The 16,488-nt window shown below is 60.9% G+C and carries 16 protein-coding genes; 13 read left to right on the top strand and 3 right to left on the bottom strand.

Features of this window, described 5'->3' with window-relative positions; all coding sequences use genetic code 11:
- The first annotated feature begins 55 nt into the window (after positions 1-55).
- From AC2FLX_RS01675 to AC2FLX_RS01645, 7 genes are all read left to right on the top strand, one after another.
- On the top strand, positions 56-898 hold the full coding sequence (locus AC2FLX_RS01675) for an FAD binding domain-containing protein (protein WP_480747868.1): 843 nt from the start codon (positions 56-58) through the stop codon (positions 896-898).
- Positions 882-3,632, top strand: a complete 2,751-nt coding sequence (locus tag AC2FLX_RS01670) for a molybdopterin-dependent oxidoreductase (RefSeq protein ID WP_496811124.1) — start codon at positions 882-884, stop codon at positions 3,630-3,632. Before AC2FLX_RS01675 ends, AC2FLX_RS01670 begins: the two co-directional genes overlap by 17 nt.
- Positions 3,622-5,103: a 6-hydroxynicotinate reductase gene (locus AC2FLX_RS01665; protein ID WP_496811125.1), complete on the top strand. Its 1,482-nt coding sequence runs from the start codon at positions 3,622-3,624 to the stop codon at positions 5,101-5,103. Before AC2FLX_RS01670 ends, AC2FLX_RS01665 begins: the two co-directional genes overlap by 11 nt.
- Before the next feature lies 1 nt (position 5,104).
- Positions 5,105-5,968: a UPF0280 family protein gene (locus AC2FLX_RS01660; protein WP_496811126.1), complete on the top strand. Its 864-nt coding sequence runs from the start codon at positions 5,105-5,107 to the stop codon at positions 5,966-5,968.
- A complete protein-coding gene (locus AC2FLX_RS01655) occupies positions 5,961-6,542 on the top strand; it encodes an amino acid synthesis family protein (protein ID WP_496748326.1) in 582 nt (193 codons plus the stop codon). The genes AC2FLX_RS01660 and AC2FLX_RS01655 overlap by 8 nt, the downstream gene beginning before the upstream one ends.
- Positions 6,539-7,120 (top strand): amino acid synthesis family protein, encoded by a 582-nt coding sequence (locus AC2FLX_RS01650; protein ID WP_496811127.1) that lies wholly within the window; start codon positions 6,539-6,541, stop codon positions 7,118-7,120. Before AC2FLX_RS01655 ends, AC2FLX_RS01650 begins: the two co-directional genes overlap by 4 nt.
- A gap of 64 nt (positions 7,121-7,184) precedes the next feature.
- Positions 7,185-7,610: a MarR family winged helix-turn-helix transcriptional regulator gene (locus tag AC2FLX_RS01645; RefSeq protein ID WP_496811128.1), complete on the top strand. Its 426-nt coding sequence runs from the start codon at positions 7,185-7,187 to the stop codon at positions 7,608-7,610.
- A 2-nt stretch (positions 7,611-7,612) separates the two neighbouring features.
- Here the strand turns inward: AC2FLX_RS01645 and AC2FLX_RS01640 are convergent, their stop codons facing one another.
- From AC2FLX_RS01640 to ychF, 3 genes are all read right to left on the bottom strand, one after another.
- Positions 7,613-8,779, bottom strand: coding sequence for an amidohydrolase family protein (locus tag AC2FLX_RS01640; protein WP_480747874.1), 1,167 nt, complete (start codon positions 8,777-8,779; stop codon positions 7,613-7,615).
- Positions 8,780-8,958: 179 nt separating this feature from the next.
- The gene (locus AC2FLX_RS01635) at positions 8,959-9,978 is read right to left on the bottom strand and encodes a hypothetical protein (RefSeq protein WP_480747875.1); all 1,020 of its coding nucleotides are present in this window, start codon (positions 9,976-9,978) and stop codon (positions 8,959-8,961) included.
- Between the two features lie 175 nt (positions 9,979-10,153).
- Positions 10,154-11,251, bottom strand: coding sequence for a redox-regulated ATPase YchF (ychF, locus tag AC2FLX_RS01630; protein ID WP_480747876.1), 1,098 nt, complete (start codon positions 11,249-11,251; stop codon positions 10,154-10,156).
- Between the two features lie 201 nt (positions 11,252-11,452).
- Here ychF and AC2FLX_RS01625 point away from each other — a divergent pair, with 201 nt between their 5' ends.
- The 6 genes from AC2FLX_RS01625 (at position 11,453) to pth (ending at position 16,448) form a co-directional block, all read left to right on the top strand.
- Positions 11,453-11,938: an acyloxyacyl hydrolase gene (locus AC2FLX_RS01625; RefSeq protein WP_480747877.1), complete on the top strand. Its 486-nt coding sequence runs from the start codon at positions 11,453-11,455 to the stop codon at positions 11,936-11,938.
- Between the two features lie 79 nt (positions 11,939-12,017).
- Positions 12,018-12,809: a tryptophan synthase subunit alpha gene (gene trpA / locus AC2FLX_RS01620; RefSeq protein WP_496811129.1), complete on the top strand. Its 792-nt coding sequence runs from the start codon at positions 12,018-12,020 to the stop codon at positions 12,807-12,809.
- Between the two features lie 160 nt (positions 12,810-12,969).
- Entirely contained in the window at positions 12,970-14,136 is a 1,167-nt protein-coding gene (locus tag AC2FLX_RS01615; RefSeq protein ID WP_480747879.1) for an alpha-hydroxy acid oxidase, read from the top strand.
- A 106-nt stretch (positions 14,137-14,242) separates the two neighbouring features.
- Positions 14,243-14,833, top strand: a complete 591-nt coding sequence (locus AC2FLX_RS01610) for a hypothetical protein (protein ID WP_480747880.1) — start codon at positions 14,243-14,245, stop codon at positions 14,831-14,833.
- A 138-nt stretch (positions 14,834-14,971) separates the two neighbouring features.
- The gene (locus AC2FLX_RS01605; protein ID WP_496745642.1) at positions 14,972-15,622 is read left to right on the top strand and encodes a 50S ribosomal protein L25/general stress protein Ctc; all 651 of its coding nucleotides are present in this window, start codon (positions 14,972-14,974) and stop codon (positions 15,620-15,622) included.
- 139 nt (positions 15,623-15,761) lie between these two features.
- On the top strand, positions 15,762-16,448 hold the full coding sequence (pth, locus tag AC2FLX_RS01600) for an aminoacyl-tRNA hydrolase (protein ID WP_496811130.1): 687 nt from the start codon (positions 15,762-15,764) through the stop codon (positions 16,446-16,448).
- The last annotated feature ends 40 nt before the right edge of the window (positions 16,449-16,488 follow it).

The raw sequence follows: 16,488 nt of genomic DNA, 5'->3' as shown, positions 1-16,488 counted from the left end.
CCTTCAATATCATTCGTACACAAACAAGAATGGGCATCCGGGGAGGGGCGGCTGTTTGAGGTATCTCGCACCGACTGAACTTAGCGAAGCACTTGATGCCCTGGCCGCTGGCGGGGCCAGAATCGTTGCGGGCGGCACCGATTTCTATCCGTCCAAGCCGCAGGGCGCGTTGCAGACCGACCTTCTCGACATCACCCGCATCGGGGGCCTGCGCGGCATCCGGCGCGAAGATGGCCACTGGCGCATCGGCGCGGCCACACGGTGGAGCGATATCACCCGCTTGCAACTGCCCCCCGCCTTTGCCGGCCTGCAGGCGGCCGCGCGCGAGGTGGGCAGCATCCAGATTCAGAACGCCGGAACCGTCGCGGGCAACCTCTGCAACGCTTCACCTGCCGCCGACGGCGTGCCACCCCTGCTGACGCTCGACGCGCAGGTCGAGATCACCTCGATCCGGGCGACCCGCAGCCTGCCCCTGTCCGACTTCATCACCGGTGTCCGCGCAACCGCGCTCGAACCGGGCGAGATGGTGACGGCGGTGCTGATCCCCGCCCCGCCCGACAACGCCACCGGCAGCTTTGAAAAGCTGGGCGCGCGGCGCTATCTGGTGATCTCGATCACCATGACCGCGGCCCTGATCGCGCTGGATGACGACAACAGGATTGCCGAGGCCCGCATCGCGGTCGGCGCCTGCTCGCCCGTGGCGCAGCGCCTGACCGCACTGGAACAGGAGTTGACCGGCAAGACGATTGCCGAGGTGGATGTGCGCGACGCCCACCTCGCCCCGCTCACCCCGATCGACGACATCCGCGGCAGCGCAGCCTATCGCGCGGATGCGGTGGCCGAACAGATCCTGCGCGCAATTCACAAGGCCGGAGGTTCCGATGGACGGTCGGGTTGATGACGCACTGATCCAGTTCAGGCTGAACGGCGAATCCGTTGCCGTGCGCCCCCGCCTGGGGGAACGCCTGTCCGAGACACTGCGCGAACGCCTGTCGGCACGCGACGTCAAGATCGGCTGCAACGCCGGCGATTGCGGGGCCTGCACCGTGCTTGTCGATGGCGAGGCCGTCTGTGCCTGCCTCACGCCCACGCATCAGGCGGCGGGACAAACGGTCGAAACCCTCACCGGCCTGACCCGGAACGAGCCGGTAACCCAGCGCCTTGCCGACAGCTTCCACGCCCACGGCGCGGCGCAGTGCGGTATCTGCACACCCGGCATGCTGGTCTCGGCCACCGCCCTTCTGCGCCGCGACCTGCGCCCGGAAGAGAACGAGGTCAAGGATGCGCTCGGCGGTGTCCTGTGCCGCTGCACCGGCTATCGCAAGATCATCGATGCGGTGGTGCAGACCTATCGTGAGCCGATCAGGCGCGAATACCACGACGACCATATCGGCGCGGCCATCCCCCGCCTCGACGGGCTGCCCAAGGTCGCGGGCACCGAAGCCTTCGGCGACGATGTGGCCCCGGCGGGCACGCTCGAACTGTACGTGATCCGCTCTCCCCATCACCGTGACGCCTTCGAATTTGGCGACCTCGACGCCTTTGCCGCCACTCCGGGCATCGCCGCGGTGCTGACGGCGGCGGATGTGCCGGGGCGCAACCTCTTCGGCACCATTCCGGGCTTTGTCGACCAGCCCGTCTTCGCCACCGGCGAGACCCGGTTCCGGGGCGAGGCCGTGGCCGCCATCGTCGGAACACCCGACACCATCGCCGCCTTCGATCCGCGCAGCTTCCCGGTCACGTGGACGGAACTGCCCGCGACCACGGGCATGGCCGAGGCGATGGCCAGGGGCGCCCCCCTGCTGCACCCTGACCGCGCGGGCAATGTCATGACCTCGGGCTTCGTCAGACATGGCGATGCCGAGGCGGCGCTGGCCCGCGCCGATATCGTGGTCCAGGGCCGCTTCCGCTCGGGTTTTGTCGAACACGCCTATATCGAACCCGAGGCCGGGTTTGCCCATGTCGTGGACGGGCGCGTGCATGTCCACGCCTGCACCCAGGCCCCGGTGATGGATCTCGAAAGCCTTGCCGACATCCTCGCCATGGAGCGCGACCAGATCCGCATCGTTCCCACCGCCACCGGCGGCGGGTTCGGGGCCAAGCTGGATATCTCGGTGCAGCCCTATCTCGCCATCGCCGCCCTCAAGACCGGCCAGCCGGTGCGCCTGACCTATTCCCGCACCGAGTCGATGCAATCGACCACCAAGCGCCACCCCTCGGACATGCGCCTGCGCATCGGCGCCACCAAGGATGGCAAGCTGTGCGGCATGACCTTTGACGGTCTTTTCAACACCGGCGCCTATTCCAGCTGGGGGCCGACCGTCGCCAACCGCGTGCCTGTCCACGCCTCCGGCCCCTACCGGTTCACCGACTACCGGGCCGAGGCCAAGGGCATCCACACCCACTGCGCCCCCTCCGGCGCCTTCCGCGGCTTCGGGGTTCCTCAATCGGCGCTGGCACAGGAAAGCCTGTTCGACGAACTGGCCGACAGGCTGGGCATCGACCGGCTGGAATTCCGCATCTCGAACGCGCTGGAAAACGGCGTACCGACAATCTGCGGTCAGGTCTTCGATCAGGGCGTCGGCATCCGTCCCTGCCTCCAAGCGCTGCGGCCCGCGTGGAAAACCGAACGCGAACAGGCCACCGCCTTCAACGCCGAAAACCGGACCCTCAAACGCGGTGTCGGCATCGCCGCCGGGTGGTACGGCTGCGGCAACACCTCGCTGCCCAACCCCTCGACCATCAAGGGCGGCATCCGCGCCGACGGCACGCTGGTTCTGCATCAGGGCGCGGCCGATATCGGGCAGGGCGCAAACACCGTCATCGCCCAGATCTTCGCCACCGCGCTTGGCCTGCCCACCACGCAGCTGACCCTTGTCGGCCCCGACACCGACGTCACGCCCGACGCCGGCAAAACCTCGGCCTCGCGCCAGACCTACGTCACCGGCAAGGCCGCGCAGCTGGCGGGCGAAGCCCTGCGCGCGGAAATCCTGTCGCGCGTCAACGCCAGCCCCGAGGCAGAACTGACCCTCACCGGCCCGACCCTGCAGATCACCGACGGCGACCGCACCCACGAGATCGATCTCGCCCCCCTGCCTGCCGATGCCCAAGGTTACGTCCTGCGCGCCGAAGAGACCTATGATCCGCCCACCAAACCGCTTGACGAAAACGGCCAGGGCATCCCCTATGCCCAATTCGGCTATGCCGCGCATCTGGTGGTGGTCGAGGTCGACACCCGGATGGGCACCGTCAAACCTCTGCGCTTCACCGCCGCGCATGACGTGGGCCGCGCCATCAACCCGATGATGGTCGAGGGTCAGGTCGAAGGCGGCATCGCACAGGGTTTGGGCATGGCCCTGATGGAAGAATACATTCCCGGCCGCACCGAGAACCTGCACGACTACCTGATCCCCACGATCGGCGACATGCCCCCGGTCGAAACCCTGATCATCGAAGAACCTGACGCGCACGGCCCCTATGGTGCCAAGGGGCTGGGCGAACACGCCCTGATCCCCACCGCGCCCGCAATCCTGAACGCGATCAAGGATGCCTGCGGGGTGCGCCTCTATCAGGGGCCCGCCACGCCATCGCGCCTGCGCGAAGCATTGAAAGACCACGCCAATGGCCACTGAACGCGTCAAACCCGAGAAAATCCGCTGCGACGCCTGCCCGGTACTCTGCTACATCGCCGACGGGCGTTCGGGCGCCTGCGACCGCTATGCCAACCACGGCGGCGAGCTGGTGCGCCTCGACGCGCTGACCGTGATCGAACACACCAACCAGAAACTGGTGCCCTTCATGGAGGGCGGCACCCCCGGCGACTGGGATGGCGACATCCTGCAGGGTCACCGCCCCTTTGTCACCGCCGTGGGCGCGGGCACCACCTATCCCGACTACAAACCCGCCCCTTTCATCGTCAGCCAGCAGGTCGAAGGCGTCGACATGGTCACCGTGGTGACCGAAGGCATCTTCTCCTATTGCGGGGTCAAGGTGAAGATCGACACCGACCGCCATATCGGCCACGAACGCGATGTGGTGCGGGTCGACGGCGAACCCATCGGCCATGTGATGACCAGCGAATACGGCTCCAAGATGCTGTCTCTGGGCGGAGTCGAACACCTGACTGGCGGCTCCAAGAAAGAGGGCCGCGTGACCTGCGATGCCCTCCTGAAGCTCTGCAATCGCGAAGCGGTGGAAATGGTCATCGGCGAGCCGGGTCACGAAACCACCGTTGTGGTTCAGGCCGGCAAAGCCCCCATCATCAACGGGGTCGAGGAAAAGCTGATGCGCGTCGGTTGCGGTTCTGCCGCCATCGGCATGTTCGCCAAGCAATGGACGGGCCATGTGGACGAAGTGGTCGTGGTCGACGATCACATCACCGGCGTGCTCAGCGAACATCAGGCAGGCCGGATGCTTGACGTGCCGCACACGGGCATCCGCATCAAGGGTCGTCGCTCGACACCGGGCCGCTATTTCCAGGTGGCCGAGCCCGGCACCGGCTGGGGCGGCACCGACATCACCGACCCGCTGGTGATCCTGGGCGAGTTCAAGCCCGAGGTCGCCTGGCCCGGCCTGCGCCTGCTGATGGTGTCCACCACGGGCGAGCAATATGCCTATTTCGAGCTTGACGACACGCTCACCCCGCAACCGGTGCAAATCCCCGACCGGCTGAAAGCTTCGGCCGACCTGATTGCCGAAAACTGCGAACCCTCGGTCTGTTCGGTGCTGTTCATGGGCGGCGCGGGCGGGTCGCTGCGCGCCGGCGTCACCGAAAACCCGGTGCGCCTGACCAAGTCGGTCAAGGACGCGCTGGCCTTTGTTACCTGCGGCGGCGCCGAAAGCTATGTCTGGCCCGGTGGCGGCATCACCGTGATGGTCGACGTGCTGGACATGCCGACGCAATCCTTCGGCTATGTGCCGACACCCGCTTTGGTCGCGCCCATCGAGTTCACCATGCGGATCAGCGACTATGCCGCACTTGGCGGGCATATGGGCGAGGTGAAACCGGTCGCTCAGGTCGTCTCCGAAAACGCCCGCGTCCTGCCGCCCGACGAACATCACACCGACCCGACCGACCGCAAGCATTTCCGGTGGGCGCGCTGACATGGGGCCGGTTGCCGCCATACTCCCCTGCGGAACCCGGCTGCACCTGCAGCACGGCCCCATCGACCTGATCATCGGCGCGGACGGCGAACGCGACCGCGCCTTTGATGCCGCCCGCGCCCGGTTCGACACCATTCTTCAGGAACTGGTGGACGAACTGGAAACACTGCGTGCGCCCATGACACCGGACAGGCCCGGACCCTCGGGGCCAACCGCCCGCAGGATGCATGCCGCGACCCTTCCCCACTGCGCCCGTTTTGTCACCCGCATGGCCGCGGTCGCCGGGGCCGTCGCCGACGAAGTACTGGGCGCGATGCTGTCCGCCGCCGACCTGCGCCGCGCCTATGTCAACAATGGCGGCGACATCGCCATACATCTGGCCGGAGACGAGCGCTTTTCGATGGCGATGCAGGATCTGCACGGGCGCAACCTTGGCCGCATCACCGTTCACGCGTCTGATGGCATTGGCGGTCTCGCCACCTCGGGCCTCGGTGGGCGCAGCCTTTCCTTCGGCATCGCCGACAGCGTCACCGTCCTCGCCCGCAACGCGGCCTCGGCGGATGTCGCAGCGACCCTCATCGCCAACGCGGTTGACCTGCCCGGTCACCCGGCCATCCGTCGGGTTCCCGCCAATCAGGTGCAGGATGACAGCGATCTGGGTGACCGTTTGGTGGTGACAGGCTGCGGCGATTTGAGCGAAAACGAGGTCTGCCAGGCTGTACAAAACGGACAACAGGTGGCTGAAACCATGTACAAAACGGACAAGTTGCGCGCCGCACACCTGACCCTGCGCGATCAGTCCCGTCTGGTGGGCAGTTGTGGAATGGTCTCGGCAACCCGGCAGGAGGTTCTGGAAATTGCATAAAGTTGAATTGCGGAAAACCGTATCCTCATTGGAGGAAATCTATCACGAAGGCGGCCCGGCCTCGGACACACCGCTGCGCCGCGCCTCGGTTCTGGCGATCATCAGGAACCCGTTTGCGGGGCGTTATGTAACTGATATTCAAGGATTTATGGAAGATCTCAAACCCCTCGGACTGCAAATGGCGCAAAAGCTGATCGACATGCTGGGCGGGCCCGGGAATGTCGAAGGATACGGCAAGGGTTCGCTGATCGGCGAAGGTGGCGAGTTGGAACACGGCGCGCTCTGGCACGCCCCTGGCGGCTATGCAATGCGCCAGCTGCTTGGGAAGGCCAACGCAATCGTCCCTTCTTCCAAGAAAGTCAGTGGGTTAGGCGCAAGACTCGATGTCCCGATCACCCATATCAACGCCGCCTATGTGCGCAGCCATTTCGACAGTATGGAGGTCGGCTGCAACGACGCCCCACGCGCCGACGAGATGGCTTTTGCGCTGGTAATGACAACCGGCCCGCGCATTCATTCCCGCTCAGGCGGGCTGGAAGCCTGGCAGATCAAGGGAGAGGATGGATTGAGATGACAAAAATCCGCAAAATTGCCGTAAATGTCGAAGAAACCCACATTGAATCCGGGCGCGGTATCAATCCACCAACACGCAAGGCTGTCGCCGTCGCGGTGATCGAAAACCCCTTTGCCGGACGTTACGTGGAAGACCTGAGCGAGTTGATCGAAGCCGGCGCGGAACTGGGTGAACTGCTGGGCCGCCGCTGTGTCGAGGCGCTGGGGATTGCCCCGCAACAGGCTGAAAGTTATGGAAAATCTGCGATGGTTGGCGAGAATGGCGAGCTGGAACATGCCGCCGCGATCCTGCATCCCAAGCTTGGCGCGCCCCTGCGCAAGGAGGTCGAAAAGGGTGCGGCGCTGGTGCCATCCTCCAAAAAGATGGGCAGCCCGGGCCAAGTGCTGGACGTGCCGCTGGGCCACAAGGACGCCGCCTATGTCCGCAGTCATTTCGACGGTATCGAGGTCCGGCTGAACGACGCCCCTCGTGCCAACGAAATCATGGTGGCCGTCGCCGTCACCGACAGCGGCCGCCCCCTGCCCCGCGTTGGCGGGTTGACGGCAGGCGAGGCCGAAGGCAAGGACGGGTTGCGTTAAACCGTTAGAAAGAATATTGGAACCGGCACGAATTGAACCCGGCGGCACCCAGTGCAGAAGTGAAATGGCAACAGACGGCACGGCATATGTTCTGGACGATCAGGTCGGCTATTTGCTGCGCCTGGCCAGTCAGCGTCACGCGGCGATCTTTCAGGCCCACACGATCGAGGGGCTGACCGCCACGCAGTTCGCGGCGCTGGTGCGGATCTCGGAAAAGGGCAAGTGCTCGCAGAACCACCTTGGACGTCTGGCGGCCATGGATGTTGCGACGATCAAGGGTGTCGTGGACCGGTTACGCGACAAGGGCCTGACGCTTACCGAACCCGACCCTGCCGACAAACGGCGTACACTTATTTCGCTATCTCCAGTTGGCGCGGCTCTGGTTGAACGGATGCAAAAAGTGGGCCGCCGGATCACCGCCGAAACATTGGCCCCGCTCACTGCCTCCGAGCAGCGAAGCCTCAACAGGCTGCTGCGCAAGATCGCCTGAAATCAGGCTAAAACTTGCGGCAGTCGTGTTGCCGGCGGCGTATTGCGGCTGCGCTCTGAACGGACGACACCATCAATGATGGTCATGCCCACGCCGGGCAAATTGCCCAGTTGAACCGATTCAAGGATGGTCTTGCCCGGCGCGTGCTGCGCCTGATCCATCAGCACGAAATCCGCACAATAGCCGCGTTCAATCAACCCAGTGTCCAGCTCACGCTGGCGGGCCGTATTGCCATTGGCAAAGCAGAAAGCGATTTCGGCCGGAACGTCGCCCAATGACGACAGCATCGCCACCATGCGCAGAATTCCCAACGGCTGGACGCCCGATCCGGCAGGACCGTCGGTGCCCAGAATGATCCGGTCCATCTGCCTGAGTTCACGCGCCGTGTTGAGCGTGAGCAAAGCAGCACGTTCATTGCCGTTGTGTACAATCTCAAGACCTGCAGTACAGTTTTCACACAAACACATGATCTGATCATCCGGCAGCGCGGAATGCCCGCCATTGATGTGTCCGATCACGTCCGTTCCGGTTTCCAACACCATATCCGCGTCGATCAGGCCTGAGCCGGGGATCGACGGCCCCCCGGTATGGATCGTGGACTGGATGCCGTATTTCCGCGCCCAGTCGACCATCTGTCTGGCGGTCTTACCGTCCTTGACGGTGCCCAGACCCACCTCACCCAACAGTTTGACGCCGGCGTCCGCCATCTCCTTGAAATCCTGTTCGACCATGCCGTGTTCAATCACCGGCGCGCCCGCGTGCACCTTGACACCCGAGGGACGAAAATTCTCGTACCAGCGCTGCGAGGCAATCGCCATCGCCTTGAGGCCAACGATATCCTTGGGCCGACCCGGCATATGCACCTCGCCCGCCGAGATCAGCGTTGTCACCCCGCCATGCAACGTCGAGTCGATCCAGTGAAGCTGTTGCTGGCGCGGGGTATAGTCACCCACGACCGGGTGCACATGACTGTCGATCAGACCCGGTGCAAGCGTCACGCCATGTGCATCGATTTCGGTATCCGCGCCTTCGGTATCGAGATCGGCCTCATACCCCCAATCGGCGATTTTACCGTCGACCGCGATCAGACAGTCGCCGTCATAGATCGGGTGCTCCATCTTGCCGGACAGGATAAGGCCAATGTTCCTGATGACGAGTTTGGCAGACATCGCTTCCTCCCTTGCGATAGGCCGGTGTTTGTTAGCATACCAATAGTTTTGGGGCGTGCGTCAAGCATAGTGTTGATTTGGCGCACCTCGAAACGTCCGGCACAATTGTCCAAAGCTCGAACTTGGATGCGCCATCGAGCGGCAAAAGAAACACCCCCAAGCTTGCCGTTAGTCAGACTTCACAGAGACACCGGAAAAATCCCACCCGCAAAGGCTGCAACAATTGGCGCGGTCAAAGCAAAGCCCGAACGCAAGTGCTCGCTGAGTCCCACTTTCAGTCCATGCGACGTTTTCCAGGCGTCGAAATCGAGCTGTTCTCCGCTCTTGGAACAATGGTCCGCCTTATCGGTCAGGGTCTTGACCCAGCCATCCAAGATCAGGGCCACGGGCAAGTAGAAACTGAGAAGAAGCAAGGAAAAATAGGTTCCGGTGAACAGCGACGAGGCCAACACCACCGACCCGTAGGCCGCCCTGTGTGAATCTGCGACCATCGGAAGCGGCCAATGCATCCAACTGGTTGCAAAAAGCATTCCGAACGTCAGTACCAAACTGGACAGGTACAGCTGATGCCGCATCTGAAGCATGTTTTTGGCCAGCCGCGCAGCCTCCTGTTCCAGGTCGTCGGCCTCGCAGGTGTCGAGGCACAGGATCATTCCAACGATCAGAGCACCCACCGCAAGACCGGCAAGTGCGGTTATTATGTCCAACACGCGATTGAACAAGGAAATGACCGGTACTTCGCCACACCGCCCGAGCAGCCATTTGTCATCCGGTTCCAGACACGCTGGCAGCGTGCCTCGCGACAAGGCCGTTTCGAAAAACGCGGCGCCAAGGCGGTAGTAGGCCCGTGGCGTGTCAGGCGACATGTTTTGCTGAATGGGTGGAATGATGGCCAACAAGAATATGACGAAAACCGTTCCTGCGGCCAAAATCCTTGTCTCTCTCGCTGTCGGGCGCGCCAGAGTGCGGACCAGTATTGACACGGCAAGCACTGCGAGGGATGCGAAGAACCAAGAAGTGGCGAGGAATCTGAATCGCCCTACTCCCTCCAGCCAGGGGCGGTCATCCTGCAGGATATTTGACGGCACGTTCAAATCGGTGGCCATCAACTGACCAGTGATCAGCTTGTTGATCAAAAAGATGCACACCGGCACCAACGCTATGAAAAAATAGCGCGGCTTTACTCGCCTGATGGTCACTGCCGACCTCATAATCTGATCCAAAGTCACATTTGACTATCTAGCACAAATCTGCCCGGAGCGCATTGGTTTGGTCCCAATCGCTGTCGTCAAACAGTTTGCGTCAGTGCCAAGAACTACCCGCAACCCGCCGCGCCGAGGCGAATTGTGGCGGTAGTGTCCGTCAGTTTCTTGTCTAGGTATTGAACAGGAAATGCATTACATCGCCATCCTTGACGATGTACCCCTTGCCCTCGGCCCGCATTTTGCCCGCATCCTTGGCGCCAGTTTCGCCGTTGCAGGCGATATAGTCGTCAAAAGCGATGGTCTCGGCGCGGATGAACCCTTTTTCGAAATCGCCATGAATGACCCCGGCAGCCTGCGGCGCTGCGGTACCTTTTCGGATGGTCCATGCGCGGGCCTCTTTCGGGCCGACGGTGAAATAGGTTTCCAGCTTGAGCAGGTCATATCCGGCGCGGATCAGGCGGTCGAGACCCGGCTCGGACAGGCCCATCTCAGACAGGAACATTTCCGCCTCGTCCGGTTCCAGCAGGCTGATCTCTTCTTCGATCTTGGCCGAGATGATCACATGCGCATTGCCTTGCGCCGCGGCCATTTCAGCCACAGCTCGTGAATAGTCGTTGCCTTCGGCGGCCTCTTCCTCGGACACGTTGCAGACATAAAGCACCGGCTTGGTGGTCAGCAATTGCAGCGTTTTCCACGCCTTGGCGTCTTCGTCGCTGACCTCGACCATACGGGCGGGCCTGCCGTCTTCGAGCATCGCTTGCGCGGCTGCCAACAGGCGATCCTGCTGCTGGGCTTCCTTGTCGTTGCCCTTGAGCTTGCGCACCAGGTTGGCACGTCGTTTTTCGATGCTTTCGAGATCGGCCAGCATCAGTTCGGTTTCGATGGTCTCGGCATCGGCCACAGGGTCGACCCGGCCATCCACATGGGTCACGTCGCCATCTTCGAAGCAGCGCAGCACATGGGCAATGGCGTCGGTTTCACGAATGTTGGCCAGAAACTGGTTGCCCAACCCTTCGCCCTTCGACGCGCCTTTCACCAGACCGGCAATGTCGACAAAGGTCATCCGGGTCGGGATGATCTGACGCGACTTGGCAATGGCCGCCAGATTGTCCAGGCGGTCATCCGGCACCGCCACATCGCCCACATTGGGTTCGATGGTGCAGAACGGGAAGTTCGCCGCCTGCGCCGCAGCCGTTTTCGTCAGCGCGTTGAACAGGGTCGACTTGCCCACGTTGGGCAGCCCCACGATTCCCATTTTAAAGCCCATACCGGCCTCCTGATGCCATTCGACGGGCGCTTTTAGGCGGGTCCTGGACAATGCGCAAGCTGACATTCACAGATAGAAATTGCGTGTGGGTTTTGACAGGTCAACACGTTGCGAAAGCATTGTGCATCCTTGAACATTGAAATTGACAGGGTGTAATGATCAGTTAACCTTTAAACAGGTAATAAGTAGCGGAACACGCGGATGAAATCTCTTGTTGTCTCAATCTTCCTGGTCGTCGGCGCTGGCGCGGCACAGGCCCAATCTGTGATATTTGGCGCCGGTTATGCAGATTTTTCCGACAGCCGATCCCTGGATCAGGGTGTAATCTCTTTAGAATATCAACATAAACCCTTTCACCAAGCCACGCATTTCGGTGCGGGCTGGGGCGGTGCGTTGTCGGTTCACGAAAACGGCGATGTTCATGTCGGCGTGGGTCTTTACGGTATCTATGATTTCGACAGCAACTGGTTTCTGGAAGGCAGCGTGATGCCCGGATTCTTCTCGGAATCCGACGAGTTGAATGATCTGGGCGGTGAATTCCAGATCCGTAGTCTGTTTGCGGTCGGTTACCGCTTTGACAGTGGCAATCGGTTGTCGTTGGCCATCACACACAAATCGAATGCCAGTACCAACGACTTCAATCCCGGTGTGAACTCGGCCCTGATCCGGTTTCACAAATCTTTCTAGGCGTTCCGGGCCAAGGCGGGATTGATTTTCCCACCAAGTTTCTGCACATCAGGTCGAAACCCGAGTGCAAGGACTTCCGATGACCCGTATCGACGCCAAATTCGCTGCCCTGAAAGCCGAGGGCAAGAAAGCCTTTGTCGCCTATATCATGGCGGGTGATCCCGACTATGAAACCTCGCTGCAGGTGGTCAAGGGGCTGCCGGGTGCGGGCGTCGATGTGATCGAACTGGGACTTCCCTTTACCGATCCAATGGCGGACGGACCGACCATTCAGGCAGCTGGTCAGCGGGCGCTGGACGGCGGCATGACGCTGGACAAGACGCTGGAGCTGGCGCGCAGTTTTCGCGAAACCGACGATACGACGCCGATCGTGCTGATGGGTTATTACAATCCGATCTACAGTTGCGGCGTCGATGCCTTTCTGGAAAAAGCCAGGTCTGCCGGGATCGACGGCCTGATCGTCGTGGACCTTCCGCCCGAGGAAGATGACGAGCTGTGCATTCCCGCGCAAAAAGCCGGTTTGAATTTCATTCGGCTTGCGACCCCCACCACGGACGACAAGCGCCTGCCGCGTGTGCTGCAGAACACCTCCGGTTTCGTCTATTACGTTTCGATTACAGGCATCACCGGTGCCGCCGAGGCCGAGGCTGGCGATGTTGGCCCCGAAGTGGCACGGATCAAGTCGGCGACCGGCCTGCCGGTTATCGTCGGCTTTGGCATCAATACGCCGGAAAAATCGCGTGCAATCGCATCTATTGCGGATGGCGCAGTTGTGGGCTCTGCCATCGTCGGCCAGATCGGGGCGGGAAAGCCAGTTGCTGACGTACTGGCGTTCGTCAAATCGCTGGCAGACGGGGCGCACTCGGTCTGACACGGCATTTTTCTGACTGATAAATCATGTACGGACACCTTGCCGGGTGTCTGTTTATTCGTGCCGTTTATGCTGCGTCATTCCTGCGCACATGGGTGTATTGCGCGCGGAGAGATAAATTGGTAAAAACTTTTTACCACCTCACCGGGAGTTTGGACGGATGCCCGTCATCACCAATATCGACGACCTTAGACGTATCTATGAGCGCCGTGTGCCACGGATGTTTTATGACTATGCCGAAAGTGGCAGCTGGACAGAGCAGACGTTCCGAGAGAACTCCTCGGATTTCGAGCAGATCCGGCTGCGCCAGCGCGTGGCGGTTGACATGTCGGGCCGATCCATCGCGTCACAGATGATCGGGCAGGACGTTACGATGCCGGTTGCACTGGCTCCGGTCGGGTTAACCGGGATGCAGCATGCAGACGGCGAGATGAAGGCGGCAAAGGCAGCGGAAGAATTCGGTGTACCATTCACCCTGTCCACCATGTCGATCAACTCGATCGAGGACGTGGCCGAATACACCTCCACGCCCTTCTGGTTTCAGCTTTATACGATGAAGGACGAGGACTATGTCCGCCGTCTGATCCAGCGGGCCAAGGATGCCAAATGCTCGGCGCTGGTAATCACGCTGGATCTGCAAATTCTCGGTCAGCGGCACAAGGATCTGAAGAACGGCCTGTCAGCTCCGCCGAAACTGACCGCGAAAACCATCGCGAACCTGATGACGAAATGGGCATGGGGTATCGAGATGCTGGGCGCCAAGCGGCGCGAGTTTGGCAACATCGTGGGCCATGTGCACGGCATATCCGACACCTCGTCACTGGGTGCGTGGACTGCGGAACAATTCGACCCAAGCCTCGACTGGGGCAAGGTCGAGAAGCTGATGGAGCAATGGGGCGGCAAGGTGATCCTTAAGGGTATCTTGGATGCCGAGGATGCCAAAATGGCCGCAAAGATCGGGGCCGATGCCATAGTTGTATCAAACCATGGCGGACGCCAGTTGGATGGCGCATTGAGTTCGATTCGCGTTCTACCGGAAATCATGGATGCAGTCGGAAGCGATATCGAAGTGCATCTGGACAGTGGTATCCGTTCGGGTCAGGACGTGCTCAAGGCTTTGGCTTTGGGGGCCAGGGGTACCTATATCGGGCGGGCTTTCGTCTATGGTCTGGGCGCCATGGGCCAAAAAGGGGTGAGCACCGCGCTGGAAGTGATCCGGAAGGAGCTGGACACGACCATGGCGCTGTGCGGTGAAAAATCAGTAGCGGCGCTTGGGCGCCACAACCTGCTGATACCCGAGGACTTCGGTGGGCGCTGGCAGGCGTGACGGATTGGCGATCCTGCCCCTGTTTTGACAATCCGGATAAACCACAGGATATTCGGCAAAAAATACAAGGCAACCCGTCCTGCAAGTCTATCTGAAACAGAACCTCGTGTTTCTCGCAGTGCCGAAAACCGGTACGACCGCCATAGAGGCGGCGCTGAGAACTCATGCCGATATTGTCTTTGCAAATATGCGAAAACACACGACAGCCGCGCAATATCAAAACAGCGTCGCGCCGTTTTTGCGCCAGTTCAGCGGTGCCCGACCCGAAATCGTGGCCTTGATGCGCGATCCAATCGAGTACATCCGAAGCTGGTATCGCTATAGGTCACGGTTGACGGACCCTGAAAACCCAAGGACTCTTAAGAACATCAGCTTCGAATCCTTTGCCATTGGAACGACGCAAGACCCGCAACCCGTTTTTGCCGCGATCCGCAACCAATCCCACTATCTGATGCTCAAAGATGAGAGCGTCCCGGTCCACCACCTGTTCGACTATGACGAACACGAACGGATTCAGACATTTTTCTCTGACCGGTTTCACGAAGACATCGAATTTCCCGTCCGCAACGTCTCGCCCTTTGTTCCAACGCCATTGTCCGACGAGGCCGAACAAAGCTTGCGCAAGGTACACGCCCGAGATTTCGCGCTTTTTGATCGACTGCGCGAAGCCGGGGGATATTTACGCCCCCTGGAGTGATCGCGGCGGAGAAATGGCCGCCAATTGGCGCTTTCGGCCCGAATCGCCCTTTTCAAATCCGCAAATCCGCTGTATGGGCAGCGCTTCATGCGGGGTGACAGCCTTGGAGGCACCCTGCCCTAACATTGGAGATTAAACATGGCTGGTGAGATTCCTGATCTCGAAGCTCTGGAACGGACGGGGACAGGCAAGGGCGCCGCTCGTCAGGCACGCCGCGACGGCATGGTTCCGGGCATTGTATTCGGTGGCGACAAAGAGCCTCTGCCGATCAACATCCCGTTCAACAAGCTGCTGAAGATGCTGAAAGCAGGCCGCTTCAAATCGACCCTGTTCAACCTGAAGGTCGACGGCCACGACGACGTACGCGTGATCTGCCGCGACGTTCAGCGCGATGTTGTCAAGGACCTGCCCACGCACCTCGACCTGATGCGTCTGCGCCGGACCACCAAGATCAACCTGTTCATCCCGGTCGAATTCATCAACGAAGGTGCTGCACCCGGCATCAAGAAGGGCGGCGTGCTAACCGTTGTTCGCCCCGAGGTGGAGCTGGTGTGCACCGCCGGTGACATTCCGGAAAAGATCACCGTCGATCTGTCCGGACTGAACATCAACGACGTGGTCACCATTTCGTCGGTTGATCTGCCCGAAGGCACCAAGCCGACCATCAGCCGTGACTTCGTGATTGCCAACATCTCGGCCCCGACAGGTCTGTCGACGAGCGATGACGAAGAAGACGGTGAAGAGGTCGCAGCTGATAAAGTTGAAGTTATCGGCGAAGACGAAGAATAAACCCGGAACTCACTGATCCGGAATGTGAAACGGGGCTCCTTTGGAGCCCCGTTTTCTTTTGGCCTGCTTCCGATCTGGATTCTCGACGTATTTCGGGGCATCTAGACCGGCAAACACGACAATCATGTGGGGTGCCGGAATGAAACTTTTTGTCGGATTGGGAAATCCGGGACAGAAATACGCCCGGAACCGGCACAATATCGGTTTCATGGCGGTGGATCGCATTGCCGAGGATCATGCTTTCGGGCCGTGGAAGTCAAAGTTTCAGGGCCAGATTGCCGAGGGGCAGCTGGGCAACGAAAAGGTCATTCTGCTCAAGCCGGAAACTTACATGAACCGTTCGGGCCAGTCGGTGGGCGAGGCCATGCGTTTCTACAAGCTGGACTCGACAGATGTGACCGTGCTGCATGACGAACTGGACCTCGCCCCTGGCAAGGTGCGGGTCAAGGCAGGCGGCGGGCATGCAGGGCACAATGGCCTACGCTCGATCCATGACCATATCGGAGCGGCCTATGACCGCGTCCGTCTGGGCATCGGTCATCCGGGGCGCAAGGAACTGGTGTCGGGCTATGTCCTGCACGATTTTGCCAAGGCCGATCAGGACTGGTTGGAGAACGTCCTGCGTGGGGTATCGGACGGGGCGCACCATCTGGCCGAAGAAGATGGCGGCAAGTTCATGAATGCGGTGTCTCTGCGCTCTGCACCGCCACGCTCGTCGACGACACCCAAACCAAAGACCGATCCACGGCAGCAAGTCGAATCGCAGGACGAAAAGCAGGACGAAGCTTTGTCACCGATGCAAAGGCTGCTGAACAAGTTCAGGTAAGTTCCCTGCCTTCCGCAACGTTGCGATTGCCTCACGCGCA

This window comes from Ruegeria sp. YKSF57 (assembly GCF_059612585.1).
Note: the sequence above shows the minus strand (reverse complement) of the source record. Positions and strands in the feature narration are given on the sequence as shown.